Raw genomic sequence first — 14,433 nt, forward strand, 5'->3', positions numbered from 1 at the left:
TCCTCTCTGGAAATGACGTGCGTTTCAGTTTGTTTTTTCGAGCGCCCGCACGTCGGGATGAGCGCCTGTTATGAGCGAAACGACTTCCTCGTGATTGGTTTCGGCCGCCAGCCGTTCGGCCACCTTGCGGCCACGCCGGAACACCACGATCCGGTCGGCAACTTCGAAGACTTCGGAAATGTTGTGGCTGATGAGGACGACGGCACAGCCGCGCGCGGCAAGCCGCCGCGTCAATGCCAGCACCTTGCGGGTCTCGGCGACGGCCAGGGCTGCGGTTGGCTCGTCCATGATGACCAGTTTGGCGTTCAAATTGAGTGCCCTGCAGATCGCGACGGCCTGACGTTGGCCGCCCGACAGGCTTCCGACGGGCGCTTCCGGGTCGGAAATATGAGCGTCGAGCTCCCTCAGCAGACCGTCGACGCGCTGGCGCATTTCCTGGCGCTTCAGAAACGGAATGCCCAAAATGGAGCGTTTCAATTCTCGGCCGAGGAAGACGTTTTCGGCGATCGATAGGTTCTCGGAAAGCGCCAGTTCCTGGAAGATTGTAGCGATTCCCGATGAGGCCGCGTCCTTGGGGGAGGAAAAGGCAACTGGATTGCCCTCGATGACGAGTTCGCCATCGCTGGGCGCATGGGCGCCTGCCAGGATCTTGATGAAGGTCGATTTGCCCGCGCCATTGTCGCCAAGCAGCGCCAGCACCTCGCCGGAGCGAATCTCCAGGTCGACATTTGCCAGCGCGGTCAGTGCGCCAAAGCGCTTGGCGATGTTTCTGGCGACAAGAAAAGGTGCTGTCATGACGGTTCCTCCGGCGACTGCCGATTGGCTAGGCGGCGTTGCTCACCCAGCGCAGCACATTCTTCCAAAGGCGCGCGTAGCCCGGCCATTCGACGAAACTGTTGGGCAGCCAGTGCGGGCCGATATCCGATGTCCAGACCAGGGTGCGGCCTTTACCATGGCGCCCGGTAACCAGCAGGGGGTGACCGCCCTGGTCCTGCGGCAGCCGTGCCAGCACTTCGACATCGTCCCGGTCGCGGGCAACGACCTCGTTGGCACCGAGAAGAACGGGCCATTGCCCGTCAATGCCGGCAAAGAGCGGATGATCACTGGGGCCGGTGATCTCGGGCCGGAAGCCTTCTGGGATTTCAAGCCGGTCGTCATTGGGAAGGCAGGTCACCGGCAGCGCTTCCTCGACAGCCGTGCGATGCCAGCGGGCTTTGCCATCGATGCCCTGGAAGGAGAAGTAGCCGCCAATCATGATCAGACCGCCGCCGGCCAGCGTCCAGTCGCGCAGCAGCTTGAGCCGGTTGGGGACCGTCTTGCCGTGTAGCCAGACATCGGGGTGGAGCAGAAGCGAATTCGCGCCAATGTCTGAGAGGATGATCGCCTTGTATTGCGAAAGACCCTCCATGGTGAAGGGCAGCTTTTCGACGGCTTCATGGGCCGGCATGTACTCAAGATCGAATTCGCTGTCCTTCAGGGCGGCAACGAGGGGCGCTGCGCCGAGATGAAAGGTGACGCTGCCGAACTGGTCGAACCCCTTGTAGTGGGTCGCCGAACTCATCCAACTTTCGCCAACCAGAAGGACTTTTGCTTTCGCCATGATCATGCTCTCCTGATGTCGCCAGATGGCGGATGTCCAGAACCGATAAGTCTTTGATTTAGCTTGCCATCACAGCGTCGTGCGCCAAGGCGGTGGCCTTGAGGGTCGCGAAATCCGCTATATAGCCCTGCGCGCCCTCGACCGTTGTCGTCAGGCTCGCGCCGATCGCGGCGTAGCGGGCCGCGGCGTCCAGCGATGCGCCATGCAGCCACAGGCTGAGGAAGATGCCGGCGAAGCTGTCACCGGCGCCGGTGGCATCGACGCGGTTGACCGGCAGTGCCGGCACCTCGATCTGCCGGCCGCCGCCCGACGGGAAGACGACGGCGCCGAATTCGCCGAGGGTGATCACGACCGTTCCGCGCTGCTTGATACGCGAGAGGATCAGCCGCGCCTCTTCGATCATGGTCGCCATCCCGGTACGAAAGCCGAAAATCTCCCGCATCATCACGTCGTTGATGAAGGTCAGATCGATCTGTTTGACCATGTTCGCGAAGGTTTCGGGTGTGCGCGCGCTTCTGGGTAAGCCGGCCGAATGCAGGCTCACCTTCCAGCCGGCCTGATGGAAGCGTTCGATTGATGCCGTCATCGTCTCATAATGAAAACCTTCGATATGAAGACAGGCCGGACGCTGCTCGGGCTGGATGTCCAGATTGGCGGTCAGGTCGACCTCGCCCAGTTCGAACGGTTCGCTGATGATGGTGCGGCTGCCGTTGCGCTCGATGATGACGATCGCCTGTGAGAGCCGGCTATTGGGCGTGCTGCGGATGGGGAGGGCGTGGACACCCAGTTTGGAGAGCTCGCCCAGCGCCCAGTCGCTCTCGGCGTCCCTGCCGACTGCCGTTGCCAGTTCCACGTCAAGGGCGTAGGGCGACCCAACGCCGGCGGCGGCAACCGCGAGATTGGCAGCTGGTCCGCCCAGCGCCTTTTCGATATGGCTTGCGGTGATCCGGTCGTCACGATGAGGCAGCACGTCGACTCGACACAGGAAGTCGACACTCACGCGGCCGGCGACCAGAAGCCTTGGCAGGTGATCGAGATTTTTCGGCCTGCGGGGCCCGCGGCCGGGCAGCGAACGCGCGAAGGAACTGGGCCGGTACATCAATGCGGCAACCGCCTTCTCGATGCGTTCGCGTGTGTCGTCCCTGAGGCCGGCGGTTCCATTGATGAAGTTCGAAACCGTGCCGATGGAGACACCGGCGGCTCGTGCGACATCCGCTATGGTAGGGCGCTTGCGTTGCAAGTGCATGGTTCCAATTGAAGCGTTTCAAACGGTAGCAGTGGATGTGCCACGCCTCAACGAAATGATTTTCTAAAGAATTGAAGTTTTCTCATGTTAACTGGAAGGCTGATCCCGGAAGATGGGGATGGTTGGATTGCTCTTTCCAGGATTGAACGATTTTCAAATTTCCTGCATTTCGTTCGAGCGTGACGCTTGACCGGCGCTTGTCGCAGCACCTCCAGCAACTCGGCCGACATCTGCCGCGCCGAATGGCCTTGGGCGTTCCGCTACGACCAGAAACAACAATGCCGCCGGGCGAACCCGACGGCATCATCTTTGACCAATAAGGGTAATGTCGTTTTGGTGAACGCCTACGGCGTCGTTTCCGCTTCGATCTTGGCGGCCGTCTGGTCGATCTTGTCGGCAAGGACGCCTTGGGCCCAAGTCGTGACCTCGGCGTCTATGGGCTTGTTGGCCATGTTTGCCAGCGCCGCGTCGAGTGATGCCTGATCGGTGCCGACGGTGGCCGTGGCAGCTGCTGCCTCAGCTTCGGCGGCGGCCGCGTTGGCGTCGGCGACAACGGCCGTCTGAGCCGTGATCTGCTTATTCAAGGCCTGGATCTGTGTGGCGTTGGCGACAGGGTCCAGGCCGGCCAGCTGCGTGTTCAGGTCATCCAGTTTGGCCTGGGCCGCTGCCGCTGTGGCTGCCGCCGTCTCAGCCGCGGCTTGCGCGACCTTGGCTTTCGCGGATTGGGTCACGAATGCCTGAACCCCGGCGAACTTCTTGCTCTTGGAGTTCATATAGGCGTTTATGTTGCGCTGCAGAGAATTCAACCGGCCAAGCTTGGCGTGGATGTTCTTTTCCTTGGGCACGGACGAGACTTGTGTGCTCGTGTCTACCGTCGTGTCCTTTTGCGCCTTTGCTACCTGCCCCGGGGCCGACGAGGACTTGCCATGCGAAGCGCCGCTGTTGCCGTGCGTGGCGCCTGCATTGCCACCGCCGTTGCCGTTGCCACCGCCATTGCCACCGCCGTTACCGCCGCCATTGCCACCGCCGTGCCCGTTGCCACCAGCGAGCGCCGGAGATGCCAGGAGCGCCAATGCGGCAAGGGACGCAAACAGAGTTTTTCGGGTTGTCATGGTAACCTCCTCGAGGAATCGCCATCCGCCCGACAGCTAAGAAAGGGTCGTATGAGAAATCGCTAATTCTACAGAGTAAACTTTAGACAAATGCCGTATCAATACGCGAGCCCGCAGCCAGAAGACGCGGTAACGGTTTGATAATACAAAGAAATCAGCGCCATAAAGCTGATGCAGTACTGAAGTCCCATGTCGGCGGGACCTTGGTCCTAGTGCCAACCCGCGGCACTGCTACGCCAAGCTCGAACGCTTGGTTTCGTCTTGGCGAAGACGACTTCACGACGTGTGTTTTGTTGCCCTAGATCAGCAGCAGACCTTTCATCGAGGCGTGGCCTTTGCGCCCGATGATGATGTGATCGTGGACGGCGATGCCGAGGGGCTTGGCCGTATCGATGATCTGCTTGGTCATCTCGATGTCCGCGCGCGATGGCGTCGGGTCGCCTGACGGATGGTTGTGCACCAGGATAATCGCGGTCGCAGACAGTTCGAGCGCCCGCTTGACCACTTCCCTGGGGTAGACGGGCGTATGATCGACCGTGCCCGTCTGCTGTACCTCGTCGACGATCAGCGTGTTCTTCTTGTCGAGGAACAGGATGCGGAACTGCTCGCGCGCCTCGAAAGCCATGGCCGAACGGCAATAATCGAGAAGCTGCTGCCATGAGGAGAGGATCTCGCGGCCGTGGATCTCGCTGCGCGCCATGCGCTGCGCGGTCGCCGCGACGATCTTCAGGTCGAGCGCCACCGTGGGGCCAATGCCCTTGACCTCCTGCAGCAGCCCGACGGGCGCGCCAAGCACTTCGGCCAGCGTGCCGAAGCGCGCCAGCAGCGCCTTGGCGGCCGGCTTGGTGTCGGCGCGCGGGATCAGCCGGAAGAGCAAAAGTTCCAGGAGCTCGTAGTCGGGCAGGGCGTCGGGACCGGCCGAGGCAAAGCGCTCGCGCAATCGGTCGCGATGGCCGAGATAGTGGGGCTTCTCCTCGATCGCCGGCCTGGCCTTCGCGGCCGGCCGGGCTGGCACCTCGGAGAAGAAACTCCGCTCGTCGTCGTCGCTTGCCTTGCCCATCCGCCCCCGCATCCGGCAATCAATCGGGCAAAGCAGTCGCCCGAAATGTCAAGAATATCAGGCCGGCAGGCCGGGGCGGTCGAGTTTGTTCGGCGAGAGCGTGAAAATCTCGCAGCCCGTGTCGGTCACCCCGATCGTGTGCTCGTACTGCGCCGAAAGCGAGCGGTCGCGCGTCACGGCGGTCCAGCCATCCGACAGGACCTTCACATGCGGGCGGCCGAGATTGATCATCGGCTCGATGGTGAAGATCATGCCGGGCCGCATTTCCACGCCTTCATTGGCGTTGCCGTAGTGCAGGATGTTCGGGGCGTCGTGGAAGAGTTGGCCGACGCCATGGCCGCAGAAATCACGCACCACCGAGCAGCGCTCCGCCTCGGCATAGGTCTGGATGGCGGCGCCGATGGCGCCGGTGCGTGCGCCCGGCCTGACTGCCGCGATGCCGCGCATCAGGCATTCATGGGTGACCTCGAGCAGACGTTCCGCCGCTCGCTTGATGGTGCCGACCGGATACATGCGCGAGGAATCGCCGTGCCAGCCGTCGAGGATGTAGGTGACGTCGATGTTGACGATGTCGCCATCCTTCAACGGCTTGCTGTCGGGAATGCCATGGCAGACAACGTGGTTGATCGAGGTGCACGACGACTTGGTGTAGCCGCGATAGTTGAGTGTCGCCGGCAGTGCGCCGTGATCCATGCCGAACTCGAAGACGAAGCGGTCGATCGTGTCCGTGGTGACGCCGGGAGCGACCATCGGCACCAATTCGTCCAGACAGCGCGCGGTGAGGTCGCATGCCCTGCGCATGCCGGCAAAACCTTCCTCGCCATAGAGGCGGATCTGGCCGGTGTTTCTGAGTGGTGCCGTGGCGGCGTCGAGATAGGTGACCATTTTGTCCGTATAGAGCTGGGGCGCTGCAAGAGTGCTGGCGTGAAGATGCCACCAGATTTGGCACTTGGGGGCGAAAGGTTCAAGGAAGAACTGCCTGATACGGCCGGCGCCGCCGGGATATTCGTCTGGTTGGTGCGATCTCTCGCCGGTTTTGCACGGCTGCTTTGCTTCTGGCCGTCATGCGCTTGGGTCGCCCGAGCGGGTCAGATCGCGCGAAGCGTCGCTGATGGCAGCCTGCTCATGGGCCACTTCCGCAGTGACGACACATTTGCATGGCACAAAACCGTCACGGCAACTTTTGACGACGAACGGCGTTGCTTGGGCGACGCCGGTTCGGGAGATGACGGATGGACAGATTGCAGTTCGAGGTGCCGGTGCGCATTGCGCAAGGCCCCGGCTTGCCCGTCGAGGAGATCTACAGCGTCGAGCAGGCGCTCGACTTTCTCCAGGACTGGCCAGCACGCCGGCAAGGACCGGTGTATCAGAAAGCCTTCAATGCCTGTTTTGGCGCCACGGTGGACGTGGTCAAGACCGAGGATGCCTGCCGAGCATTCATGGCGTTCTGCCGTGTCACCGGATTGATGGCTGGCGACATGCTGGCTCCGCGCAAGCGCGGCGGCGAGGCGAGGGCACTGCAGGCCTGAGGGCCATAGCGGTTGTCACAGGCGAACGGCAATAACCGCTTAAACACGCGGCCATGCGGTGGCCAGGGCGCTGCACACTTATCATCCTGCCGCAAACCCACGAAGACGCGCACGGCGTCGTTAAGCTTCCGTTTCCACCTTAACGGCTACGCCATTGCTGTTCAGCGATGGTTGATTCGTTGCGTCAGTTCAGGGTTCGGAAGATGTCCTCAGAAAAAGTTCGTGCGTTCCCGATCGACCGTCAGGTATTCCTGGTCCGGGAAGTTGCCGCCAGGCTCGATAGCCTGCAAGGCGAAACTGCCGCCTCGTTCTGGAGGGCAAAAGCGGCGGAGTTGCTCGATCTCGTTGTCGGATCGGGAAGGGATAAAGCCGCAGCCACCGATGAAGTACGCAGGTTTTTCCTGGCCGTGCAAAGAGAACTGTTGGCCGGAGTGACGGCTCAGCCGGCGCCAGTTCTTTCCGCCTGAAGCAAGGTTTTTCCTGGCGGGGATGAACCAGCGGGGGATGCCCGCACGCCATTGCTATCTGATTGACGTATCCCGCGCCGCGCCTTTTCCATCGTATGGATCAGTGAAATTTTTACCAAAGACGTCAACAACCTTTAAACTTCTTACCGCTACTACCAGTTGCATGGCCTCGTGGCGGAGCGGCTACGCTAGAGACGGCAAATCTCGGAAGCCTCGGTTCGATTCCGAGGCGAGGCCTCCAATCTCCCCAAGCAAGTAACTGGACGGCGGGATTCGGCTGCAAGCTTGAAACGCGCACGGCTTGATCGAGGCGGTCTAGGATCGTTAGCGACGTCCAAGCGCCGAATCCTATCCCTACTCCGAAGTTCGATATTCACGGCCGCTGTTGAGGTAGCGGGGCCGTCATGGCGATGGTGAACTGCCTTGCATATACCCGCTCTTTTGCCGCCGCGGATTGATCGGGCTGCTGCGCGTTGGCGGCCTGAGAGGCCGTCGAGGCGAAGAAGACCGTCTGGGTTAGAAGGGCCGAAAAGACGGCGACCTGGACCAGCACAGCAGTCAAAGCGATCTTTTTGAGCATGCCAGAGAACGCGGCAGCCTGTCTCGGGTTCCCGGCTCTCGCATTCGCCCGCTGCCTCACGGTGGCGGGTTTTTCAATGGCTGGAGTTCGATTTGCCTTTGGCCAATTGGACAGATGATGAGAAGAGTTTTCAGGCACATGCTTGAAATCTCTGGTACGCCCAAGGGGAATCGAACCCCTGTTACCGCCGTGAAAGGGCGGTGTCCTGACCGCTAGACGATGGGCGCGCTCAGATGAAAGCGGCTTATACTGGCGTTGCGCGCAACCGGCAACCCGTCAGGTGCCGCCTTGGACAACTTTTTTCCGGCCCGCCAAATCAGCGATTTCATCAGCATCGGCAAGGTGTTGCTATCTGTCCGGCCGCCCGCCATGCCAGGTCTCCGCGAAAGAACTTCGCCTGAGTGACGACTTTGCCGCTAGCCGTCGCCACCGCCGCTGCGCCGGCGGCAGCGCCAGTTCCAGTCGCGCTCGGGGCCGACGTCGACGTGGACCGATTCGGTGTGGCAGTAGGTGCCGACGCCGCCGCGGCCGGGCATCGTCCTGATGTAGCTCGCCAGCTCCCATTTGGAGACGCCGGGCACCTGGATGTCGGCGGCGGCGCAGTACATGTGCAGTGAATTCTTGGCGCCGTTGGCGCGACGGTTGCGGGCCGGGTCGCGATAGCCCGAGGTCACCATCATCTTGCGGCCGTAATGGCCCTCGATCGTCTTCAGCACGCGAACCAGCGACGGCTTCAGGCAAGCGACGTCGACGCTTTCGTTCTGCTTGAGCAACCCGTTGGGCGCGAGACGGGCCATGCCAGCGGCGGACGCGACCTGGTAGGAGCCGCCCGAGCCTTCGTCCTCGTTGAGATCGACGTCGCTTTCGTCGTCGATGCCGGATTTTCGCTTGATCTCGAACAGGGCGGTCTGGCGCACGCCGGGCAAGGCATCGCTGCCGGTGATGTGGCCGGCTTCATCCCCCGTGGAAGCCAATTGTATCGGTTTTGCCGTGGAATCGGCCGAGGCCAGCGTGATGATCGGCTTTGCCGCCGCCGGCGCGGGCTTGGCCTGTATGGCCGGCTGTTCGCCCGATCGCGTGTTGATCAGCGGAGCAGGCGCCGCCGAAGCGGGCGTGGCGCCGAACATCGAGGCCAGGAAGCCTTTTTTCTTGGGCGCCTCGGCTTGCGGCATTTCCCCGGCGGTCACATAGACGGGATTGTTCATCGCCGGTGCCGCGGCCGGCTTCGTCACGCCGGCATCGGCGGCGGCGATCTTCTGGGCAACCGCATCGGTCTGCTGCGCCGTCTGGGCGGGCTGCTGAAGGGCCTGCGGCGTTTGTCCCGCGATGGTTTCAGCGCCGGCCGGCGTCGTCAGCGGAAACGCGGCTTGGGGCTTGGCCTCCGGCACGTAGGCGACCTTTTCGGGCAGCGCCGTATCGCTTTCGCTCATCACGGTCGTCTGCGTGGTAGCCATCTGAGACGACGAATCGGCGCCGGCGGCCGGCTTGCCGGAAGCGGCGTTGATGTCCGATGCGGAGGCATTGTAGCCGGGCATTCCGACCGACATCGTCTGGTCGCCGGCCGATGTGCAGGAGGCCAGGAGCACGGAGCAGAGCGCTGCCACAATGGCGCGGCGTTCTCCCTTTGCGAGGCTCCATCCTGCTGATTTCAAAGTCAAATTCCCCCTCGATGCCCGGTCGGTGTGTCCTTGGCGCGGAACCACGATATCCGCGTCGAGGTGACTTTGTCTCCGATCCGGAAACGAGACCTGTGTCAAATCCGCAAGCCTGGAGGTATTTTTGCAGGGATCGCCGAATTACGGCCGCTTGAAGGTTGACGACACCATTTCGCCCGCTTTTACCGGGCCGTCAACTCACCAGACATTACAGTCCGTTACACACGCACCTTCACATAGGTGCCGGGAGCATCGCCCAAGGTTTTCATATGCTTGCCGGGTTTGCGGGCAGGCACGCGGGTGTTGTCCTTGGCCTCTATCCAGCTTTGCCAATGCGGCCACCAGGAGCCTGGATGGTCGGTGGCGGCGGCAATCCATTGGTTGAAATCGCCCGCCGGCGCGCCGCCGGTCCAGTACTGATACTTGTTGGACGCAGGTGGATTGACGACGCCGGCGATATGGCCGGAGCCCGCCATCACATACTCGACCTTGCCACCGAAATATTTCGAGCCGAGGAAGACGGACAGTGCCGGCGCGATGTGATCTTCCCTCGAGGCGAGGTTGTAGATCGGAATGGTGACATCGCCGAGCGAGACTGTGTGGCCCGCCAGTTCCATCGTGCCGCGCGAGAGGTTGTTCTCGAGATAGCAGTTGCGCAGGTAGAAAGAGTGGTTGGCGGCCGCCATGCGGGTGGAGTCGGCATTCCAGTAGAGCAGGTCGAAGGGCAGGGGATCCTTGCCGCGCATGTAGTTGTTGACGACATAGGGCCAGATCAGGTCGCCGGAGCGCAGCATGTTGAAGGCGGTCGCCATCTTGGTGCCGTCGAGATAGCCCTTTTCGTTCATCGACTTTTCCACCGCCGCGACCTGTTCCTCGTCGACGAACACTTTCAGGTCGCCGGCATAGGTGAAATCGACCTGCGTGGTGAAGAAGGTCGCCGACTTGATGCGGTCGTCACCTTCCTTGGCCATCAGTGCCAGGGCGGCCGCCAGCAGCGTGCCGCCGACGCAATAGCCGATCGCGTTGACGTCGCGCTCGCCGGTCGCCTTCTCGATCGTGTCGAGGCCGTATTGCAGGCCTTCCCGGATATAGGCTTCCCAACTCTTGGCGCCGTGGCGTTCGTCCGGATTGATCCAGGAGATGACGAAGACGGTGTGACCTTGCTCGATCGCCCAACGGATGAAGGATTTCTGCGGGTTGAGGTCGAGAATGTAGAACTTGTTGATCCAGGGCGGGCAGATCAGCAGCGGTCGTTTCAGCACCGTCTCGGTCGCCGGATCATACTGGATGATCTCGGCCACATCGCTGCGGCCGACCACCTTGCCGGGCGTGGTGGCGATGTTCCTGCCGATCTCGAAGGGCGAATAGTCGGCCTGGCGCAGCTTCAGGTCGCCCTTGCCGGCGGCGATGTCCTCGGCCAGCATCTTCATGCCGCGCACCAGGTTCTCGCCGTTAGAGGCGACGGTTTCGCGAAACAGTTCCGGGTTGGTCAGGATGAAATTCGACGGCGAGATGGCGTTGGATACCTGCTTGACGTAGAAGCTGGCCTTGTGGCGGGTGTGCTCGTCCAGACCTTCGGCGTGCTCGACCAGTTCGGACGCCCAGCGCGAGGTGACGAGATAGGCCTGCTTGAGAAAATCGAAGAAGGCGTTGCGGCCCCATTCCGGATCCTGGAAGCGCTTGTCGCCGCGCTCCGGCTTGACGGCATCGTCGGCGCCCTCGGCGCTGGGGCTGACGCGCTGGATGGCGTTCGCCCAAACGGTCATGTAGCCGGCGAACAGCCGCGTCTGCGCTTCGAGCGCGCGCTGCGGGTCGGCAAGCCAGTATTCGCTGAGCTTGGAGAAGGTCTTGACCATGTCGACGACGGGTTCGGCGACGTGGTCGCGCACTTCGCCCCTTTCGCGCGGTTCGGCCCAGGCGGAGGCCGCCTTGCCGGCCTGCTCGATCATGCGCGCCATATTCAACGCGAAGCGTTCCGGATCCTTCACCAGATATTGCTCGACGGTCGAAGGCTCGTCATCTTCCGCTTTGCCCGAATCGGGTGTTTTGGACATGGTTCGCGGGGTTCCTCCCGAAGCGTTTTCTTGACATATTAACATGGGACATCCGGCAGGGTCCAATCTCGCTCTACCCCGGCTGCCAAGGAAACAATATGACGATTAAGATTGGCGAGACTGTTTTTTTTGACGCCGGACGCTTTTGCCGCATCGGCGCGGCGATCGTGCTGCTGGGCATTGCCGGGTGCTCGAGCACCAATACCGGTGGACCGGTGCCCATCGCGACGGACGCAGGCCCGAAGGATACTGGCTCCTTTCCGAACCTGAACATCAAACCGCAAGTGGCGGCCAAGCAGTTCACCGAAGCGGAGAGGAATGCCAAGCTCGCCGAATTGAAGGGAGACGAGAATGCGCAGGCAGCCAAAGGCGGCGCCGCCAACGTCTCCAACCAGGCGGCGCTGTCGGATCTGGCCAAGAAACATGGCCCCCAGACGCTGAAGCAGATCGAAGGCAAATGCGACCCCGCCCTCGACCCTACCTGCAAATGAGTATATAGCGCGCGCCCAACGCCTCGGATGTCCGGGGCCCTTCGATGTCTGGAACTGCCATGGAAGAATTTCACAAGGTCCGCCGGCTTCCGCCCTATGTCTTCGAGCAGGTCAACCGGCTCAAGGCCAGCGCCCGTTCGCGCGGTGCCGACATCATCGACCTCGGCATGGGCAATCCGGATCTGCCGACGCCAAAAGCCATCGTCGACAAATTGTGCGAGGTGGTGCGCGATCCGCGCACGCATCGCTATTCCTCCTCGCGCGGCATTCCGGGCCTGCGCCGCGCCCAGGCCGCCTACTATCAGCGCCGCTTCGGCGTGAAGCTCAACCCCGACACGCAAGTGGTGGCCACGCTCGGCTCGAAGGAAGGCTTCGCCAACATGGCGCAGGCGATCACCGCGCCCGGCGACGTGATCCTGTGTCCCAATCCGACCTATCCGATCCACGCCTTCGGCTTCATCATGTCGGGCGGCGTCATCCGCTCGCTGCAGGTCGAGCCCGATGACGGCTTCATCCCGGCGCTGGAACGCGGTGTCCGGCACTCGATCCCGAAGCCGCTGGCGCTGATTCTCAATTATCCGTCGAACCCAACGGCGCTGGTCGCTTCGCTCGATTTCTACAAGGACGTGGTAGCCTTCGCCAAGAAGAACGACATCATCATCCTGTCCGACCTTGCCTATTCGGAGATTTATTTCGACGGCAACCCGCCGCCTTCGGTGCTGCAGGTCCCCGGTGCCATCGATATCTGCGTCGAGTTCACCTCGATGTCGAAGACCTTCTCCATGCCCGGCTGGCGCATGGGCTTTGCCGTCGGCAACGAGCGGCTGATCTCGGCGCTGACGCGGGTGAAATCCTATCTCGACTACGGCGCCTTCACGCCGATCCAGGTGGCGGCGGCGCACGCGCTCAACGGCGACGGCGCCGATATCGCCGAAGTCCGCGACATTTACCACAAGCGCCGCGACGTGATGGTCGATGCCTTCGGGCGCGCCGGCTGGACCATTCCGGCCCCGGCCGCCTCGATGTTCGCCTGGGCGCCGATCCCGGAGCCGTTCCGCCATCTCGGCTCGCTCGAATTCTCCAAGCTGCTGATCGAGCACGCCGACGTGGCGGTGGCGCCCGGTGTCGGCTTTGGCGAACATGGCGACGATTTCGTGCGTGTCGCGCTGGTCGAGAACGAGCACCGGATCCGGCAGGCGGCGCGCAACATCAAGCGCTTCCTATCGACCAGCGCCAAGCAGCCCAACAATGTGGTGCCGCTTTCCGCCCACCGGTAAATACAATTCCGATCTGATTTGAGGGACGTCGCCTTCCATGGCTGAAGCATTGCGTGTTGGAATTGCCGGACTTGGCACGGTCGGCGCGTCCGTGGCGCGCGTGCTGCGCGACAAGGCGGCGGAACTGACCCGGCAATGCGGGCGCGACATCATTGTGTCGGCGGTTTCGGCGCGCGACCAGAAACGCGACCGCGGCGTCGATCTCGGTTCGGCAAAATGGTTCGACGATCCGGTCATGATGGCGCAGACGGCCGACATCGACGTGTTCGTCGAACTGATCGGCGGCGACGAAGGTCCGGCGCGGTCATCGGTGAAGGCGGCGCTCGAAGCGGGTCGCCATGTCGTCACCGCCAACAAGGCGCTGCTCGCCAAGCATGGTGTGGCACTTGCCGAGATCGCCGAGAAGAAGGGCGTGCTGCTCAACTACGAGGCAGCGGTGGCCGGCGGCATTCCCGTCATCAAGACGATGCGCGAAGCGATGGCCGGCAATTCGGTCACCCGCGTGTTCGGCATCCTCAACGGCACCTGCAACTATATCCTGACCCGCATGGAGGCCGAGGGCATCTCGTTCGACGCCTGCCTGAAGGATGCGCAGCGGCTGGGCTATGCCGAGGCCGACCCGACCTTCGACATCGAGGGCCACGACACCGCACACAAGCTGTCGATCCTGACCAGCCTTGCCTTCGGCACGAAGATCGCTGCCAACGACATCTACATGGAAGGCATTTCCAACATCACCCAGGCCGACATCCGCGCGGCCGGCGATCTCGGCTACCGGATCAAGCTGCTTGGCGTCGCCCAGCGCACCGAAAGCGGCATCGAGCAGCGCGTGCATCCGACCATGGTGCCGACCGCCTCGGTCATCGCGCAGGTGCATGGCGTCACCAATGCGGTGGCGATCGAGACCGACATCCTCGGCGAGCTGCTGCTTTCAGGCCCCGGCGCCGGCGGCAATGCCACCGCCTCGGCCGTCATCGGCGACATCGCCGACATCGCCAAGAGCCGGCCGGGCTTCCAGCATGGGCCCGTCTTCGGCCGGCCGGCGAAGGAGTTGAGGCCCTACAAGAAGGCGCAGATGCGCAGCCATGCCGGCGGCTACTTCATCCGGCTGACGGTGCATGACCGCATCGGCGTGTTCGCCGCGATCGCCAAGCGCATGGCCGACAACGACATTTCGCTGGAATCGATCGTCCAGCAGGCGATCGGCAGCGAGGCGGTGGCACAGAAGACGGTGATCCTCGTCACCCACGAGACGACAGAGGCGGCCGTGCGCAAGGCCGTCGACGGCATCACCAAGGACGGCCACCTGACCGACAAGCCGCAGGTCATCCGCATCGAGCGGGCTGGATAGCGCCGCGCCAT

The 14,433-nt window shown here is 62.5% G+C and carries 15 protein-coding genes and 2 tRNA genes; 6 read left to right on the top strand and 11 right to left on the bottom strand.

All coding sequences use genetic code 11. The annotated features are described in order from the left end of the window. Window positions 1-24: 24 nt before the first annotated feature. From LB568_RS07360 to map, 6 genes are all read right to left on the bottom strand, one after another. A complete protein-coding gene (locus tag LB568_RS07360; RefSeq protein WP_140573744.1) occupies window positions 25-795 on the bottom strand; it encodes an ATP-binding cassette domain-containing protein in 771 nt (256 codons plus the stop codon). A gap of 28 nt (window positions 796-823) precedes the next feature. Then, window positions 824-1,600: a glutamine amidotransferase gene (locus tag LB568_RS07365; RefSeq protein ID WP_224729730.1), complete on the bottom strand. Its 777-nt coding sequence runs from the start codon at window positions 1,598-1,600 to the stop codon at window positions 824-826. A 58-nt stretch (window positions 1,601-1,658) separates the two neighbouring features. Further along, window positions 1,659-2,846, bottom strand: coding sequence for a carbohydrate kinase family protein (locus LB568_RS07370; protein WP_224729731.1), 1,188 nt, complete (start codon window positions 2,844-2,846; stop codon window positions 1,659-1,661). 344 nt (window positions 2,847-3,190) lie between these two features. Then, window positions 3,191-3,958: a hypothetical protein gene (locus tag LB568_RS07375; RefSeq protein WP_224729732.1), complete on the bottom strand. Its 768-nt coding sequence runs from the start codon at window positions 3,956-3,958 to the stop codon at window positions 3,191-3,193. 298 nt (window positions 3,959-4,256) lie between these two features. Next, window positions 4,257-5,018, bottom strand: coding sequence for a RadC family protein (gene radC / locus LB568_RS07380; RefSeq protein ID WP_013895141.1), 762 nt, complete (start codon window positions 5,016-5,018; stop codon window positions 4,257-4,259). A 57-nt stretch (window positions 5,019-5,075) separates the two neighbouring features. Beyond that, window positions 5,076-5,903: a type I methionyl aminopeptidase gene (gene map, locus LB568_RS07385; RefSeq protein ID WP_023763563.1), complete on the bottom strand. Its 828-nt coding sequence runs from the start codon at window positions 5,901-5,903 to the stop codon at window positions 5,076-5,078. Window positions 5,904-6,250: 347 nt separating this feature from the next. On the opposite strand from map, the gene LB568_RS07390 reads away from it, so the two are divergent. From LB568_RS07390 to LB568_RS07400, 3 genes are all read left to right on the top strand, one after another. Continuing rightward, the gene (locus tag LB568_RS07390; protein ID WP_013895143.1) at window positions 6,251-6,547 is read left to right on the top strand and encodes a DUF982 domain-containing protein; all 297 of its coding nucleotides are present in this window, start codon (window positions 6,251-6,253) and stop codon (window positions 6,545-6,547) included. 203 nt (window positions 6,548-6,750) lie between these two features. Further along, the gene (locus LB568_RS07395; protein ID WP_013895144.1) at window positions 6,751-7,014 is read left to right on the top strand and encodes a DUF6074 family protein; all 264 of its coding nucleotides are present in this window, start codon (window positions 6,751-6,753) and stop codon (window positions 7,012-7,014) included. 165 nt (window positions 7,015-7,179) lie between these two features. Next, window positions 7,180-7,255 (top strand) — tRNA-Cys (locus tag LB568_RS07400). Window positions 7,256-7,387: 132 nt separating this feature from the next. Here LB568_RS07400 and LB568_RS07405 read toward each other — a convergent pair. The 5 genes from LB568_RS07405 to phaC form a co-directional block, all read right to left on the bottom strand. Further along, window positions 7,388-7,594, bottom strand: coding sequence for a hypothetical protein (locus LB568_RS07405; RefSeq protein ID WP_224729733.1), 207 nt, complete (start codon window positions 7,592-7,594; stop codon window positions 7,388-7,390). A 152-nt stretch (window positions 7,595-7,746) separates the two neighbouring features. Further along, window positions 7,747-7,821, bottom strand: a tRNA-Glu gene (locus LB568_RS07410). Beyond that, window positions 7,807-7,965 (bottom strand): hypothetical protein, encoded by a 159-nt coding sequence (locus LB568_RS07415; RefSeq protein WP_167313566.1) that lies wholly within the window; start codon window positions 7,963-7,965, stop codon window positions 7,807-7,809. Before LB568_RS07415 ends, LB568_RS07410 begins: the two co-directional genes overlap by 15 nt. A 45-nt stretch (window positions 7,966-8,010) precedes the next feature. Next, window positions 8,011-9,252: a YcbK family protein gene (locus LB568_RS07420; protein ID WP_224729734.1), complete on the bottom strand. Its 1,242-nt coding sequence runs from the start codon at window positions 9,250-9,252 to the stop codon at window positions 8,011-8,013. Between the two features lie 215 nt (window positions 9,253-9,467). Beyond that, on the bottom strand, window positions 9,468-11,303 hold the full coding sequence (phaC, locus tag LB568_RS07425; protein WP_224729735.1) for a class I poly(R)-hydroxyalkanoic acid synthase: 1,836 nt from the start codon (window positions 11,301-11,303) through the stop codon (window positions 9,468-9,470). A 98-nt stretch (window positions 11,304-11,401) separates the two neighbouring features. On the opposite strand from phaC, the gene LB568_RS07430 reads away from it, so the two are divergent. Genes LB568_RS07430 through LB568_RS07440 form a run of 3 tightly spaced genes read left to right on the top strand, consistent with a single transcriptional unit; the run spans window position 11,402 to window position 14,422 of the window. Next, complete coding sequence (locus LB568_RS07430; RefSeq protein WP_140573728.1) at window positions 11,402-11,794, top strand: hypothetical protein; 393 nt, start codon at window positions 11,402-11,404, stop codon at window positions 11,792-11,794. 59 nt (window positions 11,795-11,853) lie between these two features. Continuing rightward, complete coding sequence (locus LB568_RS07435) at window positions 11,854-13,071, top strand: LL-diaminopimelate aminotransferase (RefSeq protein ID WP_013895148.1); 1,218 nt, start codon at window positions 11,854-11,856, stop codon at window positions 13,069-13,071. A 37-nt stretch (window positions 13,072-13,108) separates the two neighbouring features. Continuing rightward, complete coding sequence (locus LB568_RS07440) at window positions 13,109-14,422, top strand: homoserine dehydrogenase (protein WP_224729736.1); 1,314 nt, start codon at window positions 13,109-13,111, stop codon at window positions 14,420-14,422. Window positions 14,423-14,433: the final 11 nt, after the last annotated feature.

Source organism: Mesorhizobium sp. B263B2A (assembly GCF_020165775.1).
In the GTDB taxonomy this organism is placed as follows: Bacteria; Pseudomonadota; Alphaproteobacteria; order Rhizobiales; family Rhizobiaceae; genus Mesorhizobium; species Mesorhizobium opportunistum.

What these genes read in the sequence shown, in the direction of transcription:
- LB568_RS07360 (WP_140573744.1), bottom strand. Translation starts at nt 795, where the DNA reads ATGACAGCACCTTTTCTTGTCGCCAGAAACATCGCCAAGCGCTTTGGC.
- LB568_RS07365 (WP_224729730.1), bottom strand. Translation starts at nt 1,600, where the DNA reads ATGGCGAAAGCAAAAGTCCTTCTGGTTGGCGAAAGTTGGATGAGTTCG.
- LB568_RS07370 (WP_224729731.1), bottom strand. Translation starts at nt 2,846, where the DNA reads ATGCACTTGCAACGCAAGCGCCCTACCATAGCGGATGTCGCACGAGCC.
- LB568_RS07375 (WP_224729732.1), bottom strand. Translation starts at nt 3,958, where the DNA reads ATGACAACCCGAAAAACTCTGTTTGCGTCCCTTGCCGCATTGGCGCTC.
- radC (WP_013895141.1), bottom strand. Translation starts at nt 5,018, where the DNA reads ATGGGCAAGGCAAGCGACGACGACGAGCGGAGTTTCTTCTCCGAGGTG.
- map (WP_023763563.1), bottom strand. Translation starts at nt 5,903, where the DNA reads ATGGTCACCTATCTCGACGCCGCCACGGCACCACTCAGAAACACCGGC.
- LB568_RS07390 (WP_013895143.1), top strand. Translation starts at nt 6,251, where the DNA reads ATGGACAGATTGCAGTTCGAGGTGCCGGTGCGCATTGCGCAAGGCCCC.
- LB568_RS07395 (WP_013895144.1), top strand. Translation starts at nt 6,751, where the DNA reads ATGTCCTCAGAAAAAGTTCGTGCGTTCCCGATCGACCGTCAGGTATTC.
- LB568_RS07405 (WP_224729733.1), bottom strand. Translation starts at nt 7,594, where the DNA reads ATGCTCAAAAAGATCGCTTTGACTGCTGTGCTGGTCCAGGTCGCCGTC.
- LB568_RS07415 (WP_167313566.1), bottom strand. Translation starts at nt 7,965, where the DNA reads ATGGCGGGCGGCCGGACAGATAGCAACACCTTGCCGATGCTGATGAAA.
- phaC (WP_224729735.1), bottom strand. Translation starts at nt 11,303, where the DNA reads ATGTCCAAAACACCCGATTCGGGCAAAGCGGAAGATGACGAGCCTTCG.
- LB568_RS07430 (WP_140573728.1), top strand. Translation starts at nt 11,402, where the DNA reads ATGACGATTAAGATTGGCGAGACTGTTTTTTTTGACGCCGGACGCTTT.
- LB568_RS07435 (WP_013895148.1), top strand. Translation starts at nt 11,854, where the DNA reads ATGGAAGAATTTCACAAGGTCCGCCGGCTTCCGCCCTATGTCTTCGAG.
- LB568_RS07440 (WP_224729736.1), top strand. Translation starts at nt 13,109, where the DNA reads ATGGCTGAAGCATTGCGTGTTGGAATTGCCGGACTTGGCACGGTCGGC.